This window comes from Paraburkholderia sp. SIMBA_054 (assembly GCF_046534875.1).
Classification (GTDB): Bacteria; Pseudomonadota; Gammaproteobacteria; order Burkholderiales; family Burkholderiaceae; genus Paraburkholderia; species Paraburkholderia hospita.
In genome coordinates this window covers 14,596-37,538 of sequence record NZ_JAWRXV010000073.1, presented here as the reverse complement: position 1 = coordinate 37,538, position 22,943 = coordinate 14,596, and the positions used below count along the sequence as shown (strand labels likewise).

Genomic DNA, 22,943 nt, shown 5'->3' with positions numbered 1-22,943 from the left:
TACGATTTGTGCAATGCAACAACAGTGCGTTAGCACACTCACGTATGTCATATCCACGTCATCGACAATTTGTCCGCTTTCTTTAGACGACAGGTGATGACGGGATATCAGCATCAGGCGTGCCAGAGGGCGGTTGACCGCCTTCTCCGCTTTCGCCGTCATGCGGCGGCTGACCGGTCGCGTGTGCCATCTCCTGCTCGTGTTTCATGAGATTCAGTCCAGTGTGAACGAGGGCCACATGGGAAAACCCCTGTGGGAAATTCCCGACAAGCCGTCCGCCTACCGGATCGTATTCCTCCGCGAGCAGCCCGACGTCGTTCGCGAGCGACAGCAGCCGCTCGTACATCTCGCGCGCGTCGTCGATGCGCCCCTGCAGCGCGAGGTTGTCGACCATCCAGAAGCTGCAGGCGAGAAACGTCCCTTCGCCGGGCGGCAGGCCGTCGTCGAATTCAGTCGTGCGGTAGCGCATCACGAAGCCGTCGTGCATCAGGTCTTTCTCGATGGCGTTGACGGTGCCGGTGATGCGCGGGTCCGAAGGCGGTAAAAAGCCGAGCAGCGGCATCAGCAGCACGCTCGCGTCGAGTTCGTCGCCGCCGTAGGTCTGTGTGAAAGCGTTGAGCTGCGCATTCCAGCTTTTCGCGCAGACGTCCGAGTGAATCTGCGCGCGCACCTCGTACCAGTGTTCGAGCGGCGCGGGCAGATCGAATTTTTCCGCTGATTTGATCGCGCGATCGAACGCGACCCAGGCCATCACCTTCGAGAACGTGAAGTGCTGGCGGCCGCCGCGCGTTTCCCAGATGCCTTCGTCGCGTTCCTGCCAGATCGTTTCGAGGTGCAGCAACATCGCGCACTGCACGTTCCACGCGGTTTCGTCCGCCTGCAAACCGCCGACACGCGCCAGATGCAGCGCGTTCATCACTTCGCCGTACACGTCCAGCTGCAATTGCCCGACCGCGTTGTTGCCGATGCGCACGGGCTTCGAGTTCTCATAACCCGGCAGCCAGTCGATTTCGAACTCGGGTAGCCGCCGCTCGCCCGCGAGGCCATACATGATCTGCAACTGCTCGGGCGAGCCGGCCATCACGCGGCCCAGCCACGAACGCCACGCGCGCGCCTCTTCGTAGTAGCCGCCGCGCATCATCGCGAGCAGCGTGATCGTTGCGTCGCGCAACCACACGTAACGGTAGTCCCAGTTACGCGCGCCGCCGATCTTCTCCGGCAGCGACGTGGTCGGCGCGGCGACGATGCCGCCCGTCGGCTCGTAGGCGAGCGCCTTCAGCGTCAGCAGCGAGCGGCGGATGGCGGTCGCGTACTTGCCCTCGACGGTGCCGCGCGACGACCATTCGAGCCAGTAGTTCTCAGTGCGGGCAAGGGCCGAGTGCGGATCGCGGGCGGGCGGGATGTTCAGATGCGACTCGCTGTAAGTCAGCGAAAACGGCACGCGTTCACCTTCCGAGACGGTGAACTCGGCGACCGTTTTCATGTTCTCGCCGCGCAGGTCGACGGGCGTGCGCAGCGCAACGGTATCCGGTCCGGCGATCGCCTTGATGCCGCTCTCGCGCGCGAGGCGGCTGACCCATGGAATCGAGAAGCCATAGTCGAAGCGCAGCACGAGTTCCATGCGCATCTTCACGGTGCCGCGCTTGCCGACGACGATCCGGACCATCTCCGACCAGCCGTTGCCGGGCGGCATGAAGTCGATCAGCGTGACGGCGCCGTCGGGCGTCTCGAAGTCGGTTTCGAGGATCAACGTTTCGCCGCGATAACGGCGGCGCGTCGCGCGCGTAAAACCGCTCCTGAAGTCCAGTTCGCCGTCGTCGCGGGCCGCTGACGCGCCACGCGCTTCCGTTTGCGCTGCCTCAGCCGTGTCATCTCGCCTCGCCGCGCGCGGTGTGGCGGTCTTGTCTGCCCGGCGCGGCACTGGCCTGGCGCAGGGTTTCGCGCGCTCGTCCTTGCATGCTTCGTCTTGCGAACGCGATCGGTCGTCAGACTTCGGGGCGGCATCGACGGCGTCGTCGGCTTGATCGTCCGCCGCGGGTGCAATCAGCCAGCGGCCGTTGTCCTTGGTGCCGAGCAGCGCGGCGAAGCACGCGCCTGAGTCGAAACGTGGCCAGCACAGCCAGTCGACGGAACCATCGCGCGAAACCAGCGCGGCCGTGTGGCCGTCGCCGATGAGTGCATAGTCTTCGATAGATGCAGACATGGTAAAGCCGTCGGTCGGCGTGTAATAAGTACGTTCCCGCATGCGCGAAACGGTGCGCGAGCGTCGTAGTTACCGGACTCGCGCGATGCATTCTGGTGCAGATGCGCCCGAGCATTCAGGGATATTGCCAATCCAATTTTTTGATGCTTACAATCGGATTTAAACGTGAGTTCTGACGAATCGCAGCCCACCGGTGTCCGGTGTTGCAGTATGCAGCCACGGCGCCGTTTTCGAGGATAAGCCATGCTGAACCCGTCGAAATCTGACTGCATCACGATTCTTTCCGCCGCGAGTCAATTGCCTGACGACTCGCTTCTTCCACTCGACTTCCGCACGCTCGGCATCTCGCGCAACGGGATGGAAACCGCTGCAGCGTTTCTGATCGAACGCGCCTGCTTCAAGCGCTATAGCGAAGCCGACGGTCATTATGCCGTCGGCGGCCTGTCCTTGCAGGGGCGCTGGCGTCTCGATCAACTGTCGAACGGCTGACTCGACGCGCGTTATTTAGAACGACCAGACTTCACAACAAACACGCGCAGTGCGCTCGCGGACCGCGACAAGCGGCCCGCGCGGTGCTGCGCGTCGTTTCGTGACGCTCGTTCGAAGTGCCGAAAGCGCCGCCATACGGCGCGTCTAACACCTATGCGGACCCGCAGCGGATCGCATAGGCGCGTTCGTGCGCGCGCATCAGGCGCGTCAAAAGTGCGCCGTGCCCCCGACGCCGAACAGCCCGATCAGCCCAATGATGATCAGATAAAGCGCGACGATGAAGTTGAGCAGGCGCGGCACGATCAGAATGAGAATGCCGGCGATCAGCGCGACGAGCGGGCCGAGCGTGAGATGGATGTTCATGGCGACTCCTTTTGTTCGAATTGACGACGGTAAGAGACAACCTGTCGGTTAGCCTGCGTTCGCGGATCTGTCTGTGCGAGCACGGGCAACGCTCTTATACTTGCCCCAAATACGACATCGACGATCAGCGGAGGCGGCTGGGCCACGAGGGCGCGCAGCGCGCAGGCCGCAATCGTCATGTATCCGTTACGACGACGGCACGCTCCGATCGAGCCGCGCGGCAGACCAGCGACACACACGAACCGAATAATCGTCTCGCCAGGAGGTCGTCATGCAGCGTCGTACACGAGTCGTAGCGCGTGCCGTGCCACAGTCTTTCAGTTTGCGCGTGAATCCGCGCCTGTCCGCCCGTTCGATCATAAGAGGTTTGACACTGATGGTATCGATTGCCGCCACGCAGTCTTTCGCTCAAGGCACGACCGCCGCACCCGCCGATGGCGTCTACGATCTGATCGTCGGCACTTACACCGGCCCGAAGAGCGAAGGCATTTATGTCTATCGCTTCGACACCAAGTCGGGTGATGCGACCCAGGTGTCGTCCGCGAAGACCGACAATCCGTCGTACGTGATCGCGTCGCGCGACGGACGCTATGTCTATTCCGTCAACGAGCAGCCTGGCGACAACGGCCCGGCCGGGCAGCGCGGCGGCATCAGCGCGTTCGGCTTCGATGCGAAAAGCGGGCAATTAACGTTCCTGAACCGCGTGTCGTCGGATGGCAACGATCCGTGCTATCTGAGCATCTCGCCGGACGGCAAATATCTGACGACGGCCAACTACTCGGTCGCCGCGAACCCTGGCGGTAGCTTCGCGGTGTTTCCGTTGCCGGCGGACGGCCAGGTCGGCGCGTCGGTGCTGACGGTGCATCATGAAGGCGGCGGTCCCGTGAAGGGACGCCAGGACAACGCGCACGTGCATTCGACCGTGTTCTCGCCGGACGGCAAGTATCTGTTCGCGCAGGATCTCGGCACCGACAAGCTCTATGCGTACCGCTACACGCCCGACGGCAGCCGCGGCCTGCTCGGTCCAACGGACAAACGCTATACCGACGTGAAGGCCGGCTCGGGCCCGCGCCATCTGGAGTTCAGCGCCGACGGCAAGTACGCGTATCTGACGAGCGAGCTGACGGCGACCGTCACGGCATTTCATTACGACGACGGCAAGCTCACGCAACTGCAGGTCGTGCCGATGACGAAACCCGGCTTCAAGGGGCAGGTGGGCGCAGCCGCGATCCATCTGTCGCCGGACGGACGCTTTCTGTACGCGAGCAATCGCGGCGATGCGAACGAAATCGTCATCTACGCGGTGGATCCCGGCAACGGCCATATCCGCGAAGTCGGCCGTCAGTCGAGTCTCGGGAAATCGCCGCGAGAATTCTCAATCGATCCGACGGGGCAATGGCTGATCGTCGGCAATCAGAACAGCGATACGACGTACGTGTTCCGTCGCGATCCGCAAAGCGGGCTGCTGGAAGCGAACCCGAAGCGCATCGATATCGGCTCGCCCGTCGACTTCAAGTGGGTGTCGCCGTCGTGATGACTGCGGTGTGAAAGAGGCGGGTGTCGCCGCTGCGTTCGACTATTTCTTTTATTCTCGCAGCGGCGCTCGTTCAATTCCGAAGGCGGCTTACTCCGCCGGCCCCGGCGCGAGCACTTCGCGGCTCCCATTGATGCCCATCGCCGACACGAGGCCCGCCGTCTCCATCTGCTCGACGAGTCGCGCCGCGCGGTTATAGCCGATGCGCAACTGCCGCTGCACCGCCGAGATCGAAGCGCGGCGCGTGCGCACGACGAACGCGACGGCTTCGTCGTAAAGCGGATCGGCTTCCGCATCCGGCGTTTCGCCGAACAGGTCCTGCGTGCCGCCGCCATCCGTCGCCGGGCCGTCGAGAATCCCTTCGATGTATTCCGGTTCGCCGAACTGCTTCAGATGCTCGACGATCCGATGCACTTCCTCGTCGGCGACGAACGCGCCGTGCACGCGCTGCGGGTAGCCGGTGCCGGGCGGCAGGAACAGCATGTCGCCTTGGCCGAGCAGCGACTCGGCGCCCATCTGGTCGAGAATCGTGCGCGAGTCGATCTTCGACGATACCTGGAACGCAACGCGCGTCGGGATGTTCGCCTTGATGAGACCCGTGATCACGTCGACGGAAGGGCGCTGCGTCGCGAGAATCAGGTGGATGCCCGCTGCGCGCGCCTTTTGCGCGAGACGCGCGATCAGCTCTTCGATCTTCTTGCCCGCGACCATCATCAGGTCGGCCAACTCGTCGATCACGACGACGATCAGCGGCAGCGGCGACAGCGGCTCGGGCGCGTCGGGCGTGAGCGAGAACGGATTGCCGATCTTCTTCTCTTTCGCGGCGGCGTCGCGGAGCTTCTGGTTGAAGCCTTGCAGATTGCGCACCCCGACGGCCGACATCAGCCGGTAGCGCTTCTCCATCTCGCCGACACACCAGTTGAGCGCGTTTGCGGCGAGCTTCATGTCCGTCACGACGGGCGCGAGCAGATGCGGAATGCCTTCGTACACGGAAAGCTCCAGCATCTTCGGATCGATCATGATCATTCGCACGTCTTCGGGCGTCGCCTTGTACAGCAGCGAGACGATCATCGCGTTGATCGCCACCGACTTGCCCGAGCCCGTCGTACCCGCGACCAGCATGTGCGGGGCTTTCGCGAGATCGGTGACGACCGGGTGGCCGGTGATGTCCTTGCCCATCGCTAGCGTCAGATTCGACGTGGACTTCTGATAGACATTGGCTTCCAGAATTTCGGAAAGACGGATCGTTTGACGCTTGGCATTCGGCAGTTCGAGACCCATGCAAGTCTTGCCAGGAATCGTTTCAACGACGCGGATCGACGTAAGACCGAGACCCCGCGACAGATCCTTCATCAGCCCGACGATCTGGCTACCGCGCACGCCGAGCGCCGGCTCGACTTCGAAGCGCGTGATGACCGGGCCTGCCGATGCGCCGACTACGGTCACAGGCACCTTGAATTCCTGCAAACGCTGTTCGATCAGCGCGCCCGTTTCGGCGAGCTTTTCTTCGCTGACGGGCTCGGCGTCGGACGAGGCGGGTGCGAGCAGATCGAGCGTCGGCAGTTCGATGTGCGAGGCCGCAGGCGCGTAAAACTCGAAAGCGGGACCGGTGTGGCCGCGCACGGCAGGGCGGGGCGGGGCAGCGGCAGGCGACCCCTGCTGCGCGTCTTGCTGTGCTTCGGGCGCGGCGGCGGGCTCGTCTTGCGCCAGGTCTGGCTCGAACTCGTCGGCCGCGTTCTGTTCAGGCGCTTGCGCAACAAGGGCCGGGCCCGGGAAGCGCACGATGTTCGAAGGTGCTTCGGGTGCGTTCTCGTTCGATGTGTCGTCGAAGGCGGTCGATACGGCGACAGGTTCGGTCGATGTGTCAGCGTCGCCGTACGCAGACGCGTTCGATACCGACTCGTGATGCGCTTGCATCGATGGAGCGGTTGCCGAAGCCACACGCATGAGCGACACGGATTGCGTGATCGCATCCCATGGCGCAAGCGGGGTGGGGGTTGTTTCAACCTGTTCTGCGAGCACGGGCTCTTCCGCTGCGGGTGACGCAGTTTCGCTCGCGATGTGCGCTGACGGTGCAACCGAAGCTTCGGGTTCGGCTGGCGACTCGACAGCATCTGCGACAGTCGCACGCTGCTCCGCGACGGCGATTTGCGCTGGCGCTTCCGGGTGGGTCGCCGCGGTTTCGTGCTCGTCGAACTGCGTCGGAGTCGGTTGTGCAGGCGTTGCGATTGCATCGGCTGGCGCGGATTCGACGGAGGTGGGCGATACCTCGCTCGAAGGCGCCGTTGGTTGCTCGGACGATGCGATGGCCGTCGCCGGTTCGAACGGCGCGGAAGTCTGGGCAACGGACGCCACGTTCTGCGCGATTGCTTGTGTCCCTGTCGCGACCCGTTCGGCAACGGCTTGCGGTTGTGCTTCAACTGGCTCGGACACAGCCGCTGCAACAGCCGATTCAATCTCCGGTGCGGCGTCAGACTGTGCGTCCGGTTCGACAACAATCGCGCTTGCCGTCACGTTGCTGTCAATCGCGGTCGGGTGAGCATGCGCGATCTCGGGCTGTACGCGAGGCGAATCCGTTTGCTCTGCCGCGACGGTTTGCGCTTGCGGCTCTGCCTCGACGACTCGCGATTGCACATCAGCCGAAGACACCACGGGCGGCGCGACCACAACCGCTTGAGCCTCTTCTTCGTTTCGTTCGACTCCGTTCGCTGATTCCGAAGGCGCAACTGTTTCCGCAGCGGGTGTCGTGTGAGTGGCAATGGCAGCTTCCAGCGCCGACACCGCCTGATCGACGGCAGCGACAGCCGCCGCGCCCGAAACGGCCGCCGAGCTTGCGGAACCTATAGAAGCCTCGACCGCCGGGCCAGTAGCGGACGGCGTCTGCGCATTCACTCCATCGATGGGAGCGGGCACGCTACGCGTGTCGACAACCTTCGCCGGATCGCTCGCCGTGCGCCGGGCGAGACTTGCGCCCGCGAGCGTCGTCCAGCGTGCCGCGTTTTCCTCGATGCTGCGCAAGGTTTCCTGCACGCTCGACGCGGGCGCGACGGGTTGAGCGGGCGGATTGGCGCGCGTGTAGGCGGGCACTTTGAGATTCGGCGTGTCGCGGCGCACGGCCGGCGAAGCGGACGGCGCGACGGCTCGCCGCGTTTGCGCGGCGGGTGTTGCCGCGCCGACCGATGCCGTCTGACGGCTCTGCGTGACCGTCGCCCCGCGCAAGGCCGCCGAGCGCGCCGATGCCACAGCCGGATTCACCGACGGGCCGCGCGCCCCGGCATTGGCCGCTGCCGCTTTCGACGATTGCAAGGCAGCCGTGCTGCCGAAGACAGTCGGCGGCGTGGCCGCGACGCGTGCAGCTTCCATCAACGGAGCCACCGTTTCGCGCGAATGCGGGCGCGGCGCGTCGGTGTTGAGCCAGCCAGAGGGCGCGACCGGCTCGGCGGGCGCCCATGGCTTGGGTGCGCCCGGCCGGTGGACGGAGGCGGGACTTCCCGGCGCGCCGCCCGTTGCATTGCCGACGGCGTTGCGCACGATACCGCCGGCACCCGCCGTCGAACCACCCGACATACCCATCGCTTCGCCCGCCGCGACGGCGGCAGTCGCGGTACCTGCGGCGCGCGTTGCAGTAGGCGGCCGCCACACGGTCGGCCGCGCATAACGTCCATTGGTTTTCGGCGCCATCGTATTGATAGGCGCGCTGCTATGGGACGGCGCCGTTTCGGCGGCACGCGAGGCGTGGCCGCGCGGTTCGTCTTCCCGCGCGCCGCGTGACAGCCCGAGACCAAACGCCTCGTTGGCCCAGGCGAAGAACGACGGCCACCTGAAACCAATGAGCCACGGCAGCGACACCGCGAAGAGGCCGAGCATCACGAGCGGCGTCGCGACGCGACCCATCAGATGCGTGAGACCCGTCGACAGCGCATGCCCGAAGCCGTCGAGCCCCTGCACATTGACGAGCGACGCCTCCAGCGTGCAGCTCGCGACGAGCACGCAGACAAAGCCGAGCCACAGCCGGATCGTGCCGGGACCGCGCAGGCCCGCGCCGCCCGGCAGCGCGGACTTCACGAGACGCCACAACAGGGGAAGAAACCAGACGGCGGAAGCGCCGAACCAGCCGAAAACTACCGTTTGCATGCTAGACATCAACGAATGACGGATGCGCGAGCGCGCGATCCATCGAGTTTAACTGGGCAAAGCGGGCCATATCCGCGAGTGAATGCCGCGCAGCGCGCGGCGTCCCTATACGGTTGAAGTTCGCCGGCCACGCGGTCATTGGCCGCGCCGCGCGAACACGAGCGTGTCGCCGTTATCGAGGATCAATTGAAGTTGTTGCGGCTTGCGCATGTCGACGGCCGAGCGCTCGACATGCGCAAGCGCGGCGAGATACGCGCCTTCGATGTTGCCGCCCGGCGTCGCGCACGCCATGCGCGTGCCCGCGAGCGGCCCGAAGCTCAGCTTGCCGTCCTTCAGCATGTACGTGCCCGTGTAGCGGTTGCAGCCGGAGAAGCCGCTGGCGCGGCGCAGGCCTGTTTCCGTCGACAGCACGAGCGTGATGGGTTCGCCGCTCGCGCCGCCCGGCACCTCGCGCGTGCTGCCCGAGGCGAGCTTCCAGCCGCTGAGTTGCCAGTCGGTGTTGTCGAGCAGTTGCGTGGCAGCGGGGTTGAACGGATCGGGCGGCGGGGCTTCCGTGTCGGCATGTTTCGGCATCGAGCAGGCGGCGACGAGCATGGACAGTGACGCGGCCATCGACACGACGGCCAGCGCATAACCCGCGCGCCGGCGCAGCGACACGCGCGCAGCCGTGTCAGGTGCATTCGACGATGCGTCGGGGGTGGCGCTCGTGCGTGCGTCGCGTGGCGTGGCGGACGTGGGCTGCATATCGTCGTTCCTCTCTAAACTGGCGAAGGCGTAAGGGTATCGCACTACGCTTGCCGCATGCGAGCGCAAACGCGGGTGATAAACGGCATAGGCGGCATAAGCGGCATAGGCAAAACGCAGGGTTGCCGCGGCGACGCCGTTCACGCCGCGGTTGCAGTCCGTTCGCGGGGTTTCGCCGGCATGGCTGGACGCCGCCCCGGCCGCCTGAAAGCACGGCCGGCAACGTCGCCCACGACGCACTCCCAACCCGGGTTATCGGCACGCGGCGGGCGCAGCCGCAGGGGCCGCGCATGTTAACATCGGCGCAGTCATTCATTCCACCCGCTTTTTGTCACAAATTCTCTGGAGCTTCCATGATGATCGGCCAACGCATCGGCACACCGCTTTCGACCTCGGCTACGCGCGTCATGCTGCTCGGCGCAGGCGAACTGGGCAAGGAAGTGATCATCGCGCTGCAACGGCTCGGCGTCGAAGTGATCGCGGTCGACCGTTATCCGAACGCGCCGGGGCATCAGGTCGCGCACCGCTCGCACGTGATCGACATGACTGACGCGAAGGCGTTGCGCGCGCTGGTCGAAAAAGAGCGCCCGCATCTGATCGTGCCGGAAATCGAGGCCATCGCCACCGATGCGCTCGCCGCCATCGAAACGGGAGGCGTCGCCGAAGTGATCCCGACCGCGCGCGCCACGCAACTGACGATGAACCGCGAAGGCATCCGCCGTCTCGCCGCCGAGGAACTCGGCCTGCCCACCTCGCCGTACGCGTTCGCCGATTCGATCGACGAACTGAAGGCGGGCATCGCGAAGGTCGGCTATCCGTGCGTCGTGAAGCCGGTGATGTCGTCGTCGGGTAAGGGGCAGTCGGTGCTGCGCAGCGACGCCGATGTCGAACCCGCATGGCAATACGCGATGGCGGGTGGCCGCGTGAATCATGGGCGCGTGATCGTCGAAGGCTTCATCAACTTCGAGTACGAGATCACGCAGCTGACCGTGCGCGCGATCGATTCCGCCACGCAGCAGACGGTGACCTGTTTCTGCGAGCCGATCGGCCACGTGCAGGTCGCGGGCGACTACGTCGAATCGTGGCAGCCGCAGCCGATGAGCCCGCGCGCGCTCGAACGCTCGCGAGACATCGCCGACAAGGTGACGACGGCGCTCGGCGGCCGGGGCCTGTTCGGTGTGGAACTTTTCGTGCGCGGCGATGACGTATGGTTCTCGGAGGTCAGCCCGCGTCCGCATGACACCGGGCTCGTGACGCTCGCATCGCAGCGTTTCTCCGAGTTCGAGTTGCACGCGCGCGCCATTCTCGGCTTGCCCGTCGATACGACCTTGCGCGAGCCGGGCGCGTCGGCCGTGATCTACGGCGGGCTCGACGAGACGGGCATCGCGTTCGAAGGCGTCGCGCAGGCGCTTGCCGTGCCGGGCGCGGATCTGCGCCTGTTCGGCAAGCCGGAGAGCTTCGTCAAGCGCCGCATGGGCGTGGCACTCGCGACGGGCAGCGATATTGGCGAAGCGTTGCAGCGCGCCAAGCAGGCTGCCGCGGCCGTCAAGCCGGTGTCGACCAGATAACAATGCGTAGCGGTTCGCCCCGTCGCGGCTGTTGCGGATCGAACATGTAGCGGGCAAGGAGCGGTGTGCGTGAAAGCTAGACAGTCAGGCCGCACGGTCGCGCGGCGTATCGCGCTGCTCGCATCGGCGATCGGGTTGATGACCGCGTTGAGCGGCTGCGGGCTGGCCGCTGCGCCATGCCGCATCGCGTCGGCGGGGCTGAAGATCGTTCCCGTGGTCGGCCACGTGGCCGCCGCGCCGACCGATGCATGCGCCGACGTGATCGATCCGTAAGCGATACATGAGCGATCCATGAGCCGCAAACTTCGGCAGGGTCGCGCAGTCATAACGAAAGGACGTCAGGAAGCGAGGCATTCGATGAGCAGACGGTGGGTTGCATCAGTGGGCGTGCTGGCGTTCGTCGCTGCGTCGGGCGTGGCCCGCGCCGCTGGGTTGCTGCCGTTGCCCGATATCCGCACTTCGCATCGCGTGACGCAGAAGTACACCTGCGCGACGGGCCGCATCCTGCAGGTCACCTATCTGAACGCAACCAACGGTCAGAGCTTCGCGGTGCTGCCGGTGAAAGGCCGGCAGATGCTGTTCGTCAACGTGCTGTCCGGCTCCGGCGCGAAGTATCAGGCGGGCAGCTACACGTGGTGGACCAAGGGCCCACAGGCCACGCTCTATGACGCGATGCTCGGCGAGGACGCGCCACCGTTGCTGTCAGATTGCGTGACGATCGTCCGCTGATTTTTTGCCGTTGCGCAAATTCACTTACTCGCATCTTTCCGCGTGACGCGCGGAACGGGCTGGCCGCGTGCGCGTGAAACGACACGTTTTCGCCTCCGGTAGTAAGCTGTGTGCCACGCACAGGCCGCGCCCCGTTTCGATGCATCGGCGCGGCTGTCATCGTCTTCGATCATCCTTGTCCGTCTGCCGCTGCCTGCGTTGTAGCGGCCCGGTCTGCGTTCGTTCGTCAAGCGAGACTTCCCATGAAAGCATCGGATCTGTTCGTCAAATCGCTGGAGGCTGAAGGCGTCGAGTACGTGTTCGGCATTCCCGGCGAAGAAAATCTCGATCTCCTCGAATCGCTGCGCCGCTCCAGAATCAAGCTCGTGCTGACCCGCCATGAACAGGCAGCGGGCTTCATGGCCGCGACCTACGGGCGTCTGACGGGACGCACGGGCGTGTGTCTCGCGACCCTCGGCCCCGGCGCGACCAACTTCGTGACGGCGGCCGCGTATGCGCAGCTCGGCGCCATGCCGATGCTGATGGTCACGGGCCAGAAGCCGATCAAGTCGAGCAAGCAGGGCCATTTCCAGATCGTCGACGTGGTGCGGATGATGGAGCCGCTCACCAAGTACACGCGGCAGATCGTGTCGGTGGCCAATATTCCTGCGTCGGTGCGCGAGGCGTTCCGTCAGGCCGAGGAAGAGCGGCCCGGCGCGACCCATCTTGAACTGCCCGAAGACGTCGCGCATGAAGAGGGCGACGGCAAGCCGATTCCGAAGAGCTACAGCCGCCGTCCCGTCGCCGAGGAGAAGGCCGTTGCGCACGCGGTGAAGGCGATCGTCGAGGCGAAGCATCCGTTGCTGATGATCGGCGCGGGCGGTAACCGCAAGACCACGCGCAAGATGCTGCGCGAATTCGTCGACCAGATCGGCATTCCGTTCTTCACCACGCAGATGGGCAAGGGCGTGATCGACGAATCGCATCCGCTGTGGCTCGGCAACGCGACGCTGTCGGACGGCGACTTCGTGCATCGCGCGATCGATCACGCCGACTGCATCATCAACGTCGGTCACGACGTGATCGAAAAGCCGCCGTTCTTCATGCGCGGCGCCGACGCGGGCGAGAAAACCGTAATTCACGTCAACTTTCTCGGCGCGGAAGTGGACACCGTGTACTTCCCGCAGATCGAAGTGGTCGGCGATATCGCCAACGCTGTCTGGCAGATGAAAGAAGCGCTGCAAGGCAAAGGCGAGCATTGGGATTTCGCGCGCTTCAAGGAGATCAAGGAGCATTTCGAAGCGCATCTGGCGAAGGGCCAGCACGACGACCGCTTCCCGATGTATCCGGTGCGCGTCGTCCACGACGTGTACGAGACGATGCCCGTCGACGGCATCATCTGTCTCGACAACGGCATGTACAAGATCTGGTTCGCGCGCTATTACCGCGCGCATGATCCGAACTCGCTGCTGCTAGACAACGCGCTCGCGTCGATGGGCGCGGGGCTGCCGTCGGCGATCGCGACCAAGATCGTGCACCCCGAGCGCAACGTGATGGCCGTGTGCGGGGACGGCGGCTTCATGATGAACTCGCAGGAACTGGAGACGGCCGTGCGGATGAAGCTCGACCTCGTCGTGATGATCGTGCGCGACGACGCGTTCGGCATGATCCGCTGGAAGCAGGAGAACATGAACTTCCCCGACTACGGGATGACGCTCCAGAACCCCGATTTTGTCGACTACGCGAAGAGCTATGGCGCGCATGGGCATCGCGTGGCGTCGGCGGCGGAACTCGCGCCGCTCGTGCGCGAGTGCTTCGCGACGCCGGGCGTGCATGTGATCGACGTGCCGATCGATTACTCCGACAACGAGCGCGTGCTGAATCGAGAGATCAAGCGGCTTTCGGCGCAGCTTTGAGCGTTGCGCTGTCTTTCTTGTCCGGCGCGCGGCGCGGTGTTTGCTGCGTCAGCCGATTGCGATCAAGGAGAACGAGTCATGTTGCAGAAGAGTTACCCGTACTACCTCGCTAACGTTGCGGTAGCCGCGAATACCGATCTCGAAGTCACCGACAAGTTCAGCGGCGAAGTGGCGACCCGCGTTGCGATGGCCGACGCGAAGGCAATCGATAAAGCGATCGGCCTCGCCGCCGCATCGATGCCGGCGATGCGCGCGTTCCCGCCGTTCAAGCGTCAGGCCGTGCTCGAACATTGCGTGAAGCGCTTTCGCGAGCGCTTCGACGAGATGGCAATGGCGCTGTGCATCGAAGCGGGCAAGCCGATCAACGATTCGCGTGGCGAGGTCACGCGGCTGATCGATACGTTCAAGGTTGCGGCCGAAGAGTCAGTACGCATCGACGGCGACATCGTCAATCTGGAAATTTCGCCGCGCGCAAAGGGCTACCACGCGTACGTAAAGCGGGTGCCCATTGGGCCGTGTTCGTTCATCTCGCCATTCAACTTTCCATTGAATCTGGCCGCGCACAAGGTCGCGCCTGCGCTGGCGGCGGGCGTGCCGTTCGTGCTGAAGCCCGCTAGCCGCACGCCCATCGGCGCGCTGATCATCGGCGAGGTGCTCGCGGAAACCGATCTGCCGAAAGGCGCGTTCTCGGTTCTGCCCGCACATCGCGACGGAGCCGATCTCTTCACCACCGATGAACGCTTCAAGCTGCTGTCGTTTACGGGTTCGCCCGCAGTTGGCTGGGACCTGAAAGCGAAGGCTGGCAAGAAGAAGGTTATTCTGGAACTGGGTGGCAACGCGGCCGCGATCGTCGATGGCGACCAACTCGACAAGCTCGATTACGTGGTCGACCGGCTCGCGTTTGGCGCGTTCTATCAATCGGGACAAAGCTGTATCGGTGTGCAGCGGATTCTCGCGCATGCGTCGCTATACGACGCGCTGCGCGAGAAACTGATCGCGAAGACGAAGTCGCTGAAGATGGGCGATCCGAAGGACGAAAAGACCTTCGTCGGGCCTATGATCTCGGAGTCGGAGTCGCGGCGGCTCGCGGGCTGGATGGAAAGCGCGGTGAAGGCGGGCGCGCAGATCGTCGCGGGCGGCAAGGTGGACGGCGCGATGTTCGAGGCGACGCTGCTGGAAAACGTCGGGCGCGACACCGACCTGTATCGGAAGGAGGCGTTCGGGCCGGTGGCGATCCTCGAAAAGTTCGACGACTTCAAAAGTGCGCTCGCAACCGTCAATGACAGCGACTTCGGCCTGCAGGCGGGCATCTTCACGGATTCGCTCGCGCACGCACATCAGGCTTGGGATGAACTCGAAGTGGGCGGCGTGGTCATCAACGATGTGCCGTCGTTCCGCGTCGACAATATGCCGTATGGTGGCGTGAAGGACTCGGGGCTTGGGCGCGAGGGCATCCGCTACGCGATCGAGGACATGACGGAGCTGCGGTTGATGGTAATGCGCGAAACGTGGTGAACGGGTCGACGCACGCGGGGCAGGCCGGCGTCAGGCGTATGTCGGCGCGCTGTCACCAGATTGACTCGTTGCGCGTCTACGCTGCCCGCGTCGGCTATGGTCCGTCCCTGCTTGAAATGTGCCGTTTTCGTGACGGCGCGGGAGCGATAAGCAGAAACTCCGCGCACGCGCCATGGGTATTAGTGCCGAAGTGCTACAATACCGCCCTTTCCGGCGGATGTTTCCGCCGGCCGGAGCCGGCCGCATGTTTACCGACACTCGCTGCTATATGCCGACGCGAGTTCGGGCCTTGTGCGGAACGCCGTGGCTCCGCCTTCATCCTGATGTCCTGACGCCCTCCGCGGCCGCGGCCGCTGCAGAAGAAGCTGCAGAAATAATCTGAGCGGACGCCCCCGCGGCCGCCTTTGGCAACGCGCAAGCGGCAAAGCGCAGGCGCATTTTTAGCGAAAGCCACCATGTCCGACACAGCAACCACGCCTACCAACGCGACCTTCGACCAGTTCGGCCTGCATGCCGACATTCTCAAAGCCATCGCGGAACAGGGCTACACGACGCCGACGCCGATCCAGGCCGAGGCGATCCCTGTTGTACTGGGCGGCCGGGACGTGATGGGCGCCGCGCAGACCGGGACGGGTAAGACGGCGGGCTTTTCGCTGCCGATCATCCAGCGTCTGCTGCCGCTCGCCAGCACGAGCGCGTCGCCGGCCCGCCACCCGGTCCGCGCGCTGATCCTCACGCCGACACGCGAACTCGCCGACCAGGTCGCCGCGAACGTGCAGGCGTACGCCAAACACACGTCGCTGCGCAGCGCCGTCGTGTTCGGCGGCGTCGACATGAATCCGCAATCGGCGGAACTGCGGCGCGGCGTCGAAATCCTGATCGCGACGCCGGGACGCCTGCTCGACCACGTGCAGCAGAAGACGGCCAATCTCGGGCAGGTGCAGATTCTCGTGCTCGACGAAGCCGACCGGATGCTCGACATGGGCTTCCTGCCCGACTTGCAGCGCATCCTGAACCTCCTTCCCGCCGAGCGTCAGACGCTGCTGTTCTCGGCGACGTTCTCGCCCGAAATCAAGAAGCTCGCGTCCACGTATCTGCGCAATCCGCAGACGATCGAAGTGGCGCGCAGCAATTCGACGGCGACCAATGTCACGCAGATCGTCTACGAGGTGGCCGAGGGCGACAAGACGGGCGCCGTCGTGAAACTGATCCGCGACCGCGGCCTCAAGCAGGTCATCGTGTTCTGCAACAGCAAGATCGGCGCGAGCCGTCTTGCGCGTCAGCTGGAGCGCGACGGCGTGGTCGCCACCGCGATTCACGGCGACCGCACGCAGAGCGAACGCATGCAGGCGCTCGACGCGTTCAAGCGCGGTGAGATCGAAGCGCTCGTCGCAACGGACGTGGCGGCGCGCGGTCTCGATATCGCCGAGTTGCCCGCCGTGATCAACTTCGATCTGCCGTTCAACGCGGAAGACTACGTGCACCGGATCGGCCGCACGGGCCGTGCGGGCGCATCGGGCGACGCACTGTCGCTGTTCAGCCCGAACGAGCGCAAGCAGCTTGCCGACATCGAGAAGCTGATCAAGCGGCCGCTCGACGTGCAGCGTCTGACCGTCGATACGCCCGTGCGTCATCACCACGATGAGCGCGCCGCGCCACGGCGCGAACGCGACGATCGCGGCGGCAGCCGCCGCCGCACGACGGGCGCGCACGAGCGTCCGCATGGGACGCACCATCGTCAGCAACCTGTCGACGATTTCTTCCTGAAGCCGTATGAGCCGTCGCCTTCGGCGGTGTCGGCTGCTGCCAAGCGCGATGAAGCGCCTGCCGCGCCCCAGAAGCCCGCATCGAAGCAGCCGCTCGCCGCGCTGCTGGGTGGTTTCGGTATGCCGCGCAAGACGACGCCTTCGAACTGACGTCGTGCCGCTGTTCGCGTTGTAGCGCGGACAGCGATGGGCTTAAATGAAAACGGCGCCTTTGCAGGCGCCGTTTGTTTTTTGCAGTCAGCGCGGGCGGACGCGTCAGCGTTTCACGCGCTCCGACCAGGCAGCGATCGCTTCCTCATAGAACGTATCGAGCGACGTCGCTGCTTGCGTCAGCTTCAGGCCAAGATGCAGCGCCGCGTCGTTCAGTGCGACGAGCGGGTCCGTCGCGCTTAGCGCCAATGCGCCCGTCTGCTTGCTGAGCTTTTCGCCGTCGGCATTCGTCACGACGGGCACATGCAGATAAGAGGGCGTCGGCACGCCCAGACACTGTTGCAGATAGATCTGCCGCGCGGTCGAATCGAGCAGGTCCGCGCCGCGCACGATGTGCGTGATGCCTTGATCCGCGTCGTCGACGACGACGGCCAGTTGATATGCCCATTGATCGTCCGCGCGGCGCAGGACGAAATCGCCGACCTCGGTGGCGAGGTTCTGCGTCTGCTGGCTTTGCCAGCCGTCGTCGAACGTCACGATGGCGGCATCACCGTCCGGCACACGCAGACGCCATGCGCGCGCAGGCTTGCCGTTCAGGCCGTTGCGGCAGGTGCCGGGATAGGCGAGGGTCGTGTGCCGCGCGTGCACGCGCACGAGCGAATCGGCGATTTCCTTGCGCGTGCAACCGCACGGATAGACGAAGCCCTTGGCCTGCAGGCGCTCGAGCGCGTGCTGGTAGAGCGGCATGCGCCGGCTTTGCCAGACGGGCGGCTCGTCGGCCACCATGCCGAAGCGAGCGAGTGTATCGAGAATATCTTCCGCCGCGCCCGGAACGGTGCGCGGACCGTCGATGTCCTCGACGCGCACGAGCCACACGCCGCGATGCGCGCGCGCATCGAGCCAGCTCGCCAGCGCGCTGACCAGCGAGCCGAAGTGCAGCGGGCCTGTGGGCGACGGCGCGAAACGGCCGCGATACGGTTCGCTGCCGGTTGTCATGCGAGGGTGTCACGAGCCGCAGCGGCGCGACTCATACGAAGCGGATTCATGCGGGCAACGATGACGCGATGCGCGCGACGCGGTTACGCCGCGTGCGCCGCATCGGTCTGCCGCTGCGTTTCCGGATGACAGGATGCGCAGGTCTTGCCCGGCACGTAGAACGGCGACTTCTGGTCTTCCGGCATGACGACGGCGCGGCAGCCGAAGCATTGCACGGTGGCTGTGGGCTGCAGGTTCGGGTCGAGCGCGGTGCGATAGTCGAACACGAAGCACTCGCCGTTGTAGTGCGCGCCGCCCACTTCCTCGAAATACTTCAGGATGCCGCCTTCGAGCTGATAGACGTTATCGATGCCGACTTCCTTCATGTGGATAGCCGCCTTCTCGCAGCGGATGCCACCCGTGCAGAACGACACGACCGTCTTGCCTTCGAGGTCCGCGCGGTTCTGCTCGATCACTTCGGGGAATTCGCTGAACTTCGTGATCCGATAGTCGAGCGCGTTATCGAACGTGCCTACATCGACTTCGAACGCGTTGCGTGTGTCGAGCATCACGACGGGGCGGCCTGCGTCGTCGTGGCCGCGGTCGAGCCATGCCTTCAGCGTGCGGGCGTCGACGGCCGGCGCGCGGCCCAGTTCCGGCTGGATGGCCGGCTTTTTCATCGTGATGATTTCGCGCTTGAGCTTGACGAGCATGCGGCGAAACGGCTGCTTCTCGGACAGGCTTTCCTTGAATTGCAGTTCGGCGAACTTGCCTTCGAACAGGGGATCGTGGCGAACGTAGTCGATGAACTCGCGCACTTGCGGAATGTCACCGGCGATAAACAGGTTGATGCCCTCCGGCGCGAGCAGGATGGTGCCGCGCAGGCCGAGTTCGTCGCAACGCGCGGTGACGAGCGGCCGCCATTCGACGGTTTTGTCGAGCGACACGAACTGGTAGGACGAAAGGTTCAGGATATTCATGCTGGTCCAGCGATAAAGCGCCATACGCGGCGCGCGCATCAAGGGCGGGCGCAGCACGCGTACGGCAGAAAAATGGATTCGAACGCGTATTATCCCTCATCCTGACAGTTGGCCCGCAATCCGCCAGACGGCATATTGACCTGCGTCGAAATAGCCGGATGACCGACTCCGTCACGTGCTCGCGGCCATTGACAAAGGCTCGCGCGTAAGGGTCCCTGGTCGGGTGGCCAATGGGGCGGTTTGGGCGCGCGTCGGCCGAAAAATTTCGGGAGGCCGGGGTTACAATGTCGCCCATGTCAGATCCCCGCTTCGTCCATCTCCGCGTTCACTCCGAATTCTCGATTGCCGATGGCATCGTGCGTATCGACGACGTCGTCGATTCCGCTGCCAAAGACGGTCAGGGCGCGCTCGCGCTCACCGATCTCGGCAATGCATTCGGTCTCGTCCGTTTCTATCAGGAAGCCCGCGGCAAAGGGGTCAAACCCATTGCCGGCTGCGACGTCTGGATCACGAATCCCGACGACCGCGACAAGCCTTCGCGACTTCTGCTGCTGGTCAAAAACAAGACTGGCTACCTGAATCTTTGCGAACTGCTGTCGAAGGCGTGGCTGACGAACCAGTATCGCGGGCGCGCGGAAGTGGAACCGGCGTGGCTCGAAGGCGGGCTCGGCGAAGGGCTGCTCGCGCTGTCGGGTGCGCAGCATGGCGACGTCGGCATGGCGCTCGCGGCGGGCAACGAAGAAGCCGCGAAGCGCAACGCACAGCGCTGGGCGACGATCTTCCCGAACGGTTTCTATATCGAACTGCAGCGCGGCGGCCAGCCCGGCGTTGAGGCGTATGTGCAGCAGGCGGTCGCGCTCGCGGCGTCGCTGAAACTGCCCGTGGTCGCCACGCATCCGCTGCAGTTCATGACGCCGGACGACTTCACCGCGCACGAAGCGCGCGTGTGTATTTCGGAAGGCGATATGCTCGCGAATCCGCGTCGCCAGAAACGCTTCACGACAGACCAGTATTTCCGCACGCAGGCCGAGATGGTCGCGCTGTTCGCGGACATTCCGTCCGCGGTTGCGAACACGATCGAAATCGCGAAGCGTTGCAATCTGACGCTCGAACTCGGCAAGCCTAAGCTGCCGCTGTTCCCGACGCCGGACGGCATGTCGCTCGACGACTACCTGGTGCAGTTGTCGAAAGAAGGGCTGGAAAAGCGTCTCGAGCAACTGTTCCCGGAGCAGGCCGAACGCGACGCGCAGCGCGAAACGTACTACGCGCGGCTGGACTTCGAATGCGGCACGATCATCAAGATGGGCTTTCCCGGCTACTTCCTGATCGTCGCGGACTTCATCAACTGGGCGAAGAACAACGGCGTGCCCGTCGGGCCAGGCCGGGGTTCGGGCGCGGGCTCGCTGGTCGCGTACGCGCTTGGCATTACCGACCTCGATCCGCTGCGCTACAACCTGCTGTTCGAACGTTTTCTGAATCCGGAGCGGGTGTCGATGCCCGACTTCGACATCGACTTCTGCCAGCACGGCCGCGATCGCGTGATCCAGTACGTGAAGGAGAAGTACGGCGCGGACGCCGTGTCGCAGATCGCGACATTCGGCACGATGGCTGCGAAGGCGGCGGTGCGCGATATCGGCCGCGTGCTCGATCTCGGCTACATGTTCACGGACGGCGTCGCCAAGCTGATTCCGTTCAAGCCCGGCAAGCACGTCACCATCGCCGACGCGATGAAGGAAGAGCCGCTGCTGCAGGAGCGCTTCGACAACGAAGACGAAGTGCATCAGTTGCTCGAACTCGCGCAGCGCGTAGAAGGCTTGACGCGTAACGTCGGCATGCACGCGGGCGGCGTGCTGATCGCGCCCGGCAAGCTGACGGACTTCTGTCCGCTCTATACGCAGGGCGACGAAAGCGGCGTCGTGAGCCAGTACGACAAGGATGACGTCGAAGCCGTCGGCCTCGTGAAGTTCGACTTCTTGGGTCTGACCACGCTGACCATTCTCGACTGGGCCGAGCGCTACATTCGCCGCCTCGACCCGTCGAAGGAAAACTGGTCGCTCGCGCAAGTGCCGCTCGACGACCCCGCGTCGTTCTCGATCCTGAAGAAAGCGAACACGGTCGCCGTGTTCCAGCTGGAAAGCCGCGGCATGCAAGGCATGCTGAAGGACGCGCAGCCCGACCGCTTCGAGGACATCATCGCGCTGGTGGCGTTGTATCGTCCGGGCCCGATGGACCTGATTCCGAGCTTCTGCGCGCGTAAGCACGGCCGCGAAGTGGTGGAGTATCCGGACCCGCGCGTCGAGCCTGTTCTGAAAGAGACCTACGGCATCATGGTCTACCAGGAGCAGGTGATGCAGATGGCGCAGATCATCGGCGGCTATTCGCTGGGCGGCGCCGACTTGCTGCGTCGCGCGATGGGCAAGAAGAAGCCCGAGGAGATGGCGAAGCACCGCGAGATCTTTGCGGAAGGCGCGGCGAAGAACGGCCTGACACGCGAGAAAGCGGACGAGACCTTCGACCTGATGGAGAAGTTCGCGGGCTACGGCTTCAACAAGTCGCACGCGGCCGCCTATGCGCTGCTCGCGTACCACACCGCGTGGCTCAAGGCGCACCATCCCGCCGAATTCATGGCGGCCAATATGTCGCTCGCGATGGACGACACGGACAAGGTCAAGATCCTGTTCGAAGACTGCCTCGCGAACAAGATGGCCGTGCTGCCGCCCGACATCAATATGTCCGCGTACCGCTTCGAGCCGGTCGCGGAAGCCGACGGCAAGCGCTCGCGCACGATCCGCTACGGTCTCGGCGCGATCAAGGGCAGCGGCCAGAACGCGATCGAAGAAATCCTGCGCGCGCGCGAAGAAGGTTTGTTCATCGATATCTTCGATTTCTGCAACCGGATCGATCGCCGCATCGTCAATCGCCGCACGGTCGAAGCGCTGATTCGCGCAGGCGCGTTCGATTCGCTGCACGAGAACCGCGCGCAACTGATCGCGTCGGTGTCGCTCGCAATGGAAGCCGCGGATCAGGCGAGCGCCAATGCGATGCAAGCGGGCCTGTTCGACATGGGTGATGCGCCGTCGCAAGGCCATGAACTGATCGACGAACCCGCGTGGCCGGAAAAGCGCCGTTTGCAGGAAGAGAAGACGGCGCTCGGCTTCTACCTGTCGGGCCATCTGTTCGACGCCTACAAGGACGAAGTGCGCCGCTTCGTGCGTCAGAAGATCGGCGAACTGAAGGAAGGGCGCGACAAGCTGGTGGCGGGCGTGATCGTGTCGCTGCGTACGCAGATGACCCAGCGCGGCAAGATGCTGATCGCGCTGCTCGACGATGGCACGGGCCAGTGCGAAGTGACCGTCTTCAACGAGCAATTCGAGGCGCACAAGCAGCTGTTCAAGGAAGACGAACTGCTCGTCGTGCAAGGTCAGGCGCGCAACGACGCGTTCACGGGCGGCATCCGCTTTACCGTCGATACGCCGATGGACCTCGGCCGCGCGCGCACGCGTTACGCGCAGGCGGTGAAGGTGCAGATGAACGGCAATGCGAATGCGCTGGTGTTGCGCTCCGTGCTCGAAGCCTATCGCGCGAAGCCTGAAGACGCGGAAGTGGCCGCGCCGGCGCCCGCTGCCCGAGGCGGCGGCCGTGGCGGCTTCGGTGGAAATGGCGATTCTGGCGGGCGCGGGCAGCGGCCATCCGCGCCGATGCCGAACGGCCTCGCCGTGCAGATCGTCTATCGCAGCGGCAATGCGGAAGGCGAGGTGCGGCTTGGCGATGCGTGGCGCGTGAGGCCGACGGACGAACTGCTCGCCGCGTTGCGCAGCGAGTTTTCAGGCAGCGCGATCGAGATCGTGTATTGACGCCAGTAACGGGCGGGCGGCGTGAATTAACCGAACCGCCCGCG

The 22,943-nt window shown here is 64.5% G+C and carries 14 protein-coding genes and 2 pseudogenes; 9 read left to right on the top strand and 7 right to left on the bottom strand.

All coding sequences use genetic code 11. The annotated features are described in order from the left end of the window. Window positions 1-82: 82 nt before the first annotated feature. Together SB822_RS47220 and SB822_RS47215 are read right to left on the bottom strand one after the other, a co-directional pair. Window positions 83-1,780, bottom strand: a pseudogene (locus SB822_RS47220) (glycoside hydrolase family 15 protein); the annotation flags it as partial. A gap of 234 nt (window positions 1,781-2,014) precedes the next feature. Continuing rightward, a pseudogene (locus SB822_RS47215) lies at window positions 2,015-2,203 on the bottom strand (trehalase-like domain-containing protein); the annotation flags it as partial. A gap of 243 nt (window positions 2,204-2,446) precedes the next feature. On the opposite strand from SB822_RS47215, the gene SB822_RS47210 reads away from it, so the two are divergent. Continuing rightward, window positions 2,447-2,692 (top strand): hypothetical protein, encoded by a 246-nt coding sequence (locus SB822_RS47210; RefSeq protein WP_007583392.1) that lies wholly within the window; start codon window positions 2,447-2,449, stop codon window positions 2,690-2,692. A 207-nt stretch (window positions 2,693-2,899) separates the two neighbouring features. Here SB822_RS47210 and SB822_RS47205 read toward each other — a convergent pair whose 3' ends face one another. Continuing rightward, the gene (locus tag SB822_RS47205; RefSeq protein ID WP_007583393.1) at window positions 2,900-3,055 is read right to left on the bottom strand and encodes a DUF3096 domain-containing protein; all 156 of its coding nucleotides are present in this window, start codon (window positions 3,053-3,055) and stop codon (window positions 2,900-2,902) included. A 376-nt stretch (window positions 3,056-3,431) separates the two neighbouring features. Here SB822_RS47205 and SB822_RS47200 point away from each other — a divergent pair, with 376 nt between their 5' ends. Further along, window positions 3,432-4,589, top strand: a complete 1,158-nt coding sequence (locus SB822_RS47200) for a lactonase family protein (RefSeq protein ID WP_410857936.1) — start codon at window positions 3,432-3,434, stop codon at window positions 4,587-4,589. 90 nt (window positions 4,590-4,679) lie between these two features. On the opposite strand, the gene SB822_RS47195 is transcribed toward SB822_RS47200, so the two are convergent. Both SB822_RS47195 and SB822_RS47190 read right to left on the bottom strand, forming a co-directional pair. After that, complete coding sequence (locus SB822_RS47195; RefSeq protein ID WP_410857930.1) at window positions 4,680-8,723, bottom strand: DNA translocase FtsK; 4,044 nt, start codon at window positions 8,721-8,723, stop codon at window positions 4,680-4,682. Between the two features lie 135 nt (window positions 8,724-8,858). Continuing rightward, window positions 8,859-9,467 carry an META domain-containing protein gene (locus SB822_RS47190; protein WP_079499128.1) on the bottom strand — a complete coding sequence of 203 codons (609 nt, stop codon included), beginning with the start codon at window positions 9,465-9,467 and terminating at the stop codon, window positions 8,859-8,861. Window positions 9,468-9,820: 353 nt separating this feature from the next. Here SB822_RS47190 and purT point away from each other — a divergent pair, with 353 nt between their 5' ends. The 6 genes from purT (at window position 9,821) to SB822_RS47160 (ending at window position 17,090) form a co-directional block, all read left to right on the top strand. Continuing rightward, the gene (gene purT / locus SB822_RS47185; protein ID WP_410857929.1) at window positions 9,821-11,035 is read left to right on the top strand and encodes a formate-dependent phosphoribosylglycinamide formyltransferase; all 1,215 of its coding nucleotides are present in this window, start codon (window positions 9,821-9,823) and stop codon (window positions 11,033-11,035) included. A 108-nt stretch (window positions 11,036-11,143) separates the two neighbouring features. Then, window positions 11,144-11,308 carry a DUF6726 family protein gene (locus SB822_RS47180; protein ID WP_318225822.1) on the top strand — a complete coding sequence of 55 codons (165 nt, stop codon included), beginning with the start codon at window positions 11,144-11,146 and terminating at the stop codon, window positions 11,306-11,308. 84 nt (window positions 11,309-11,392) lie between these two features. After that, window positions 11,393-11,764, top strand: a complete 372-nt coding sequence (locus SB822_RS47175) for an MliC family protein (protein ID WP_039900733.1) — start codon at window positions 11,393-11,395, stop codon at window positions 11,762-11,764. Window positions 11,765-12,006: 242 nt separating this feature from the next. After that, window positions 12,007-13,659 (top strand): acetolactate synthase large subunit, encoded by a 1,653-nt coding sequence (locus tag SB822_RS47170; RefSeq protein WP_410857928.1) that lies wholly within the window; start codon window positions 12,007-12,009, stop codon window positions 13,657-13,659. 78 nt (window positions 13,660-13,737) lie between these two features. Next, a complete protein-coding gene (locus SB822_RS47165; RefSeq protein WP_007731199.1) occupies window positions 13,738-15,174 on the top strand; it encodes an aldehyde dehydrogenase family protein in 1,437 nt (478 codons plus the stop codon). 455 nt (window positions 15,175-15,629) lie between these two features. Further along, window positions 15,630-17,090, top strand: coding sequence for a DEAD/DEAH box helicase (locus SB822_RS47160; RefSeq protein WP_007583409.1), 1,461 nt, complete (start codon window positions 15,630-15,632; stop codon window positions 17,088-17,090). A 105-nt stretch (window positions 17,091-17,195) separates the two neighbouring features. Here the strand turns inward: SB822_RS47160 and gluQRS are convergent, their stop codons facing one another. Next, complete coding sequence (gene gluQRS / locus SB822_RS47155) at window positions 17,196-18,086, bottom strand: tRNA glutamyl-Q(34) synthetase GluQRS (RefSeq protein ID WP_410857927.1); 891 nt, start codon at window positions 18,084-18,086, stop codon at window positions 17,196-17,198. Window positions 18,087-18,169: 83 nt separating this feature from the next. Continuing rightward, the gene (locus SB822_RS47150) at window positions 18,170-19,045 is read right to left on the bottom strand and encodes a sulfurtransferase (RefSeq protein WP_410857926.1); all 876 of its coding nucleotides are present in this window, start codon (window positions 19,043-19,045) and stop codon (window positions 18,170-18,172) included. A 284-nt stretch (window positions 19,046-19,329) separates the two neighbouring features. Here SB822_RS47150 and dnaE point away from each other — a divergent pair, with 284 nt between their 5' ends. Beyond that, on the top strand, window positions 19,330-22,899 hold the full coding sequence (gene dnaE / locus SB822_RS47145; protein ID WP_410857925.1) for a DNA polymerase III subunit alpha: 3,570 nt from the start codon (window positions 19,330-19,332) through the stop codon (window positions 22,897-22,899). Window positions 22,900-22,943 lie beyond the last annotated feature (44 nt).

Excerpts from the sequence above, each read along its gene's own strand:
- SB822_RS47205 (WP_007583393.1), bottom strand. The coding sequence starts at position 3,055 with ATGAACATCCATCTCACGCTCGGCCCGCTCGTCGCGCTGATCGCCGGC.
- SB822_RS47165 (WP_007731199.1), top strand. The coding sequence starts at position 13,738 with ATGTTGCAGAAGAGTTACCCGTACTACCTCGCTAACGTTGCGGTAGCC.
- SB822_RS47175 (WP_039900733.1), top strand. The coding sequence starts at position 11,393 with ATGAGCAGACGGTGGGTTGCATCAGTGGGCGTGCTGGCGTTCGTCGCT.
- purT (WP_410857929.1), top strand. The coding sequence starts at position 9,821 with ATGATGATCGGCCAACGCATCGGCACACCGCTTTCGACCTCGGCTACG.
- SB822_RS47160 (WP_007583409.1), top strand. The coding sequence starts at position 15,630 with ATGTCCGACACAGCAACCACGCCTACCAACGCGACCTTCGACCAGTTC.
- dnaE (WP_410857925.1), top strand. The coding sequence starts at position 19,330 with ATGTCGCCCATGTCAGATCCCCGCTTCGTCCATCTCCGCGTTCACTCC.
- SB822_RS47210 (WP_007583392.1), top strand. The coding sequence starts at position 2,447 with ATGCTGAACCCGTCGAAATCTGACTGCATCACGATTCTTTCCGCCGCG.
- gluQRS (WP_410857927.1), bottom strand. The coding sequence starts at position 18,086 with ATGACAACCGGCAGCGAACCGTATCGCGGCCGTTTCGCGCCGTCGCCC.
- SB822_RS47195 (WP_410857930.1), bottom strand. The coding sequence starts at position 8,723 with ATGCAAACGGTAGTTTTCGGCTGGTTCGGCGCTTCCGCCGTCTGGTTT.
- SB822_RS47170 (WP_410857928.1), top strand. The coding sequence starts at position 12,007 with ATGAAAGCATCGGATCTGTTCGTCAAATCGCTGGAGGCTGAAGGCGTC.
- SB822_RS47150 (WP_410857926.1), bottom strand. The coding sequence starts at position 19,045 with ATGAATATCCTGAACCTTTCGTCCTACCAGTTCGTGTCGCTCGACAAA.
- SB822_RS47200 (WP_410857936.1), top strand. The coding sequence starts at position 3,432 with ATGGTATCGATTGCCGCCACGCAGTCTTTCGCTCAAGGCACGACCGCC.
- SB822_RS47190 (WP_079499128.1), bottom strand. The coding sequence starts at position 9,467 with ATGCAGCCCACGTCCGCCACGCCACGCGACGCACGCACGAGCGCCACC.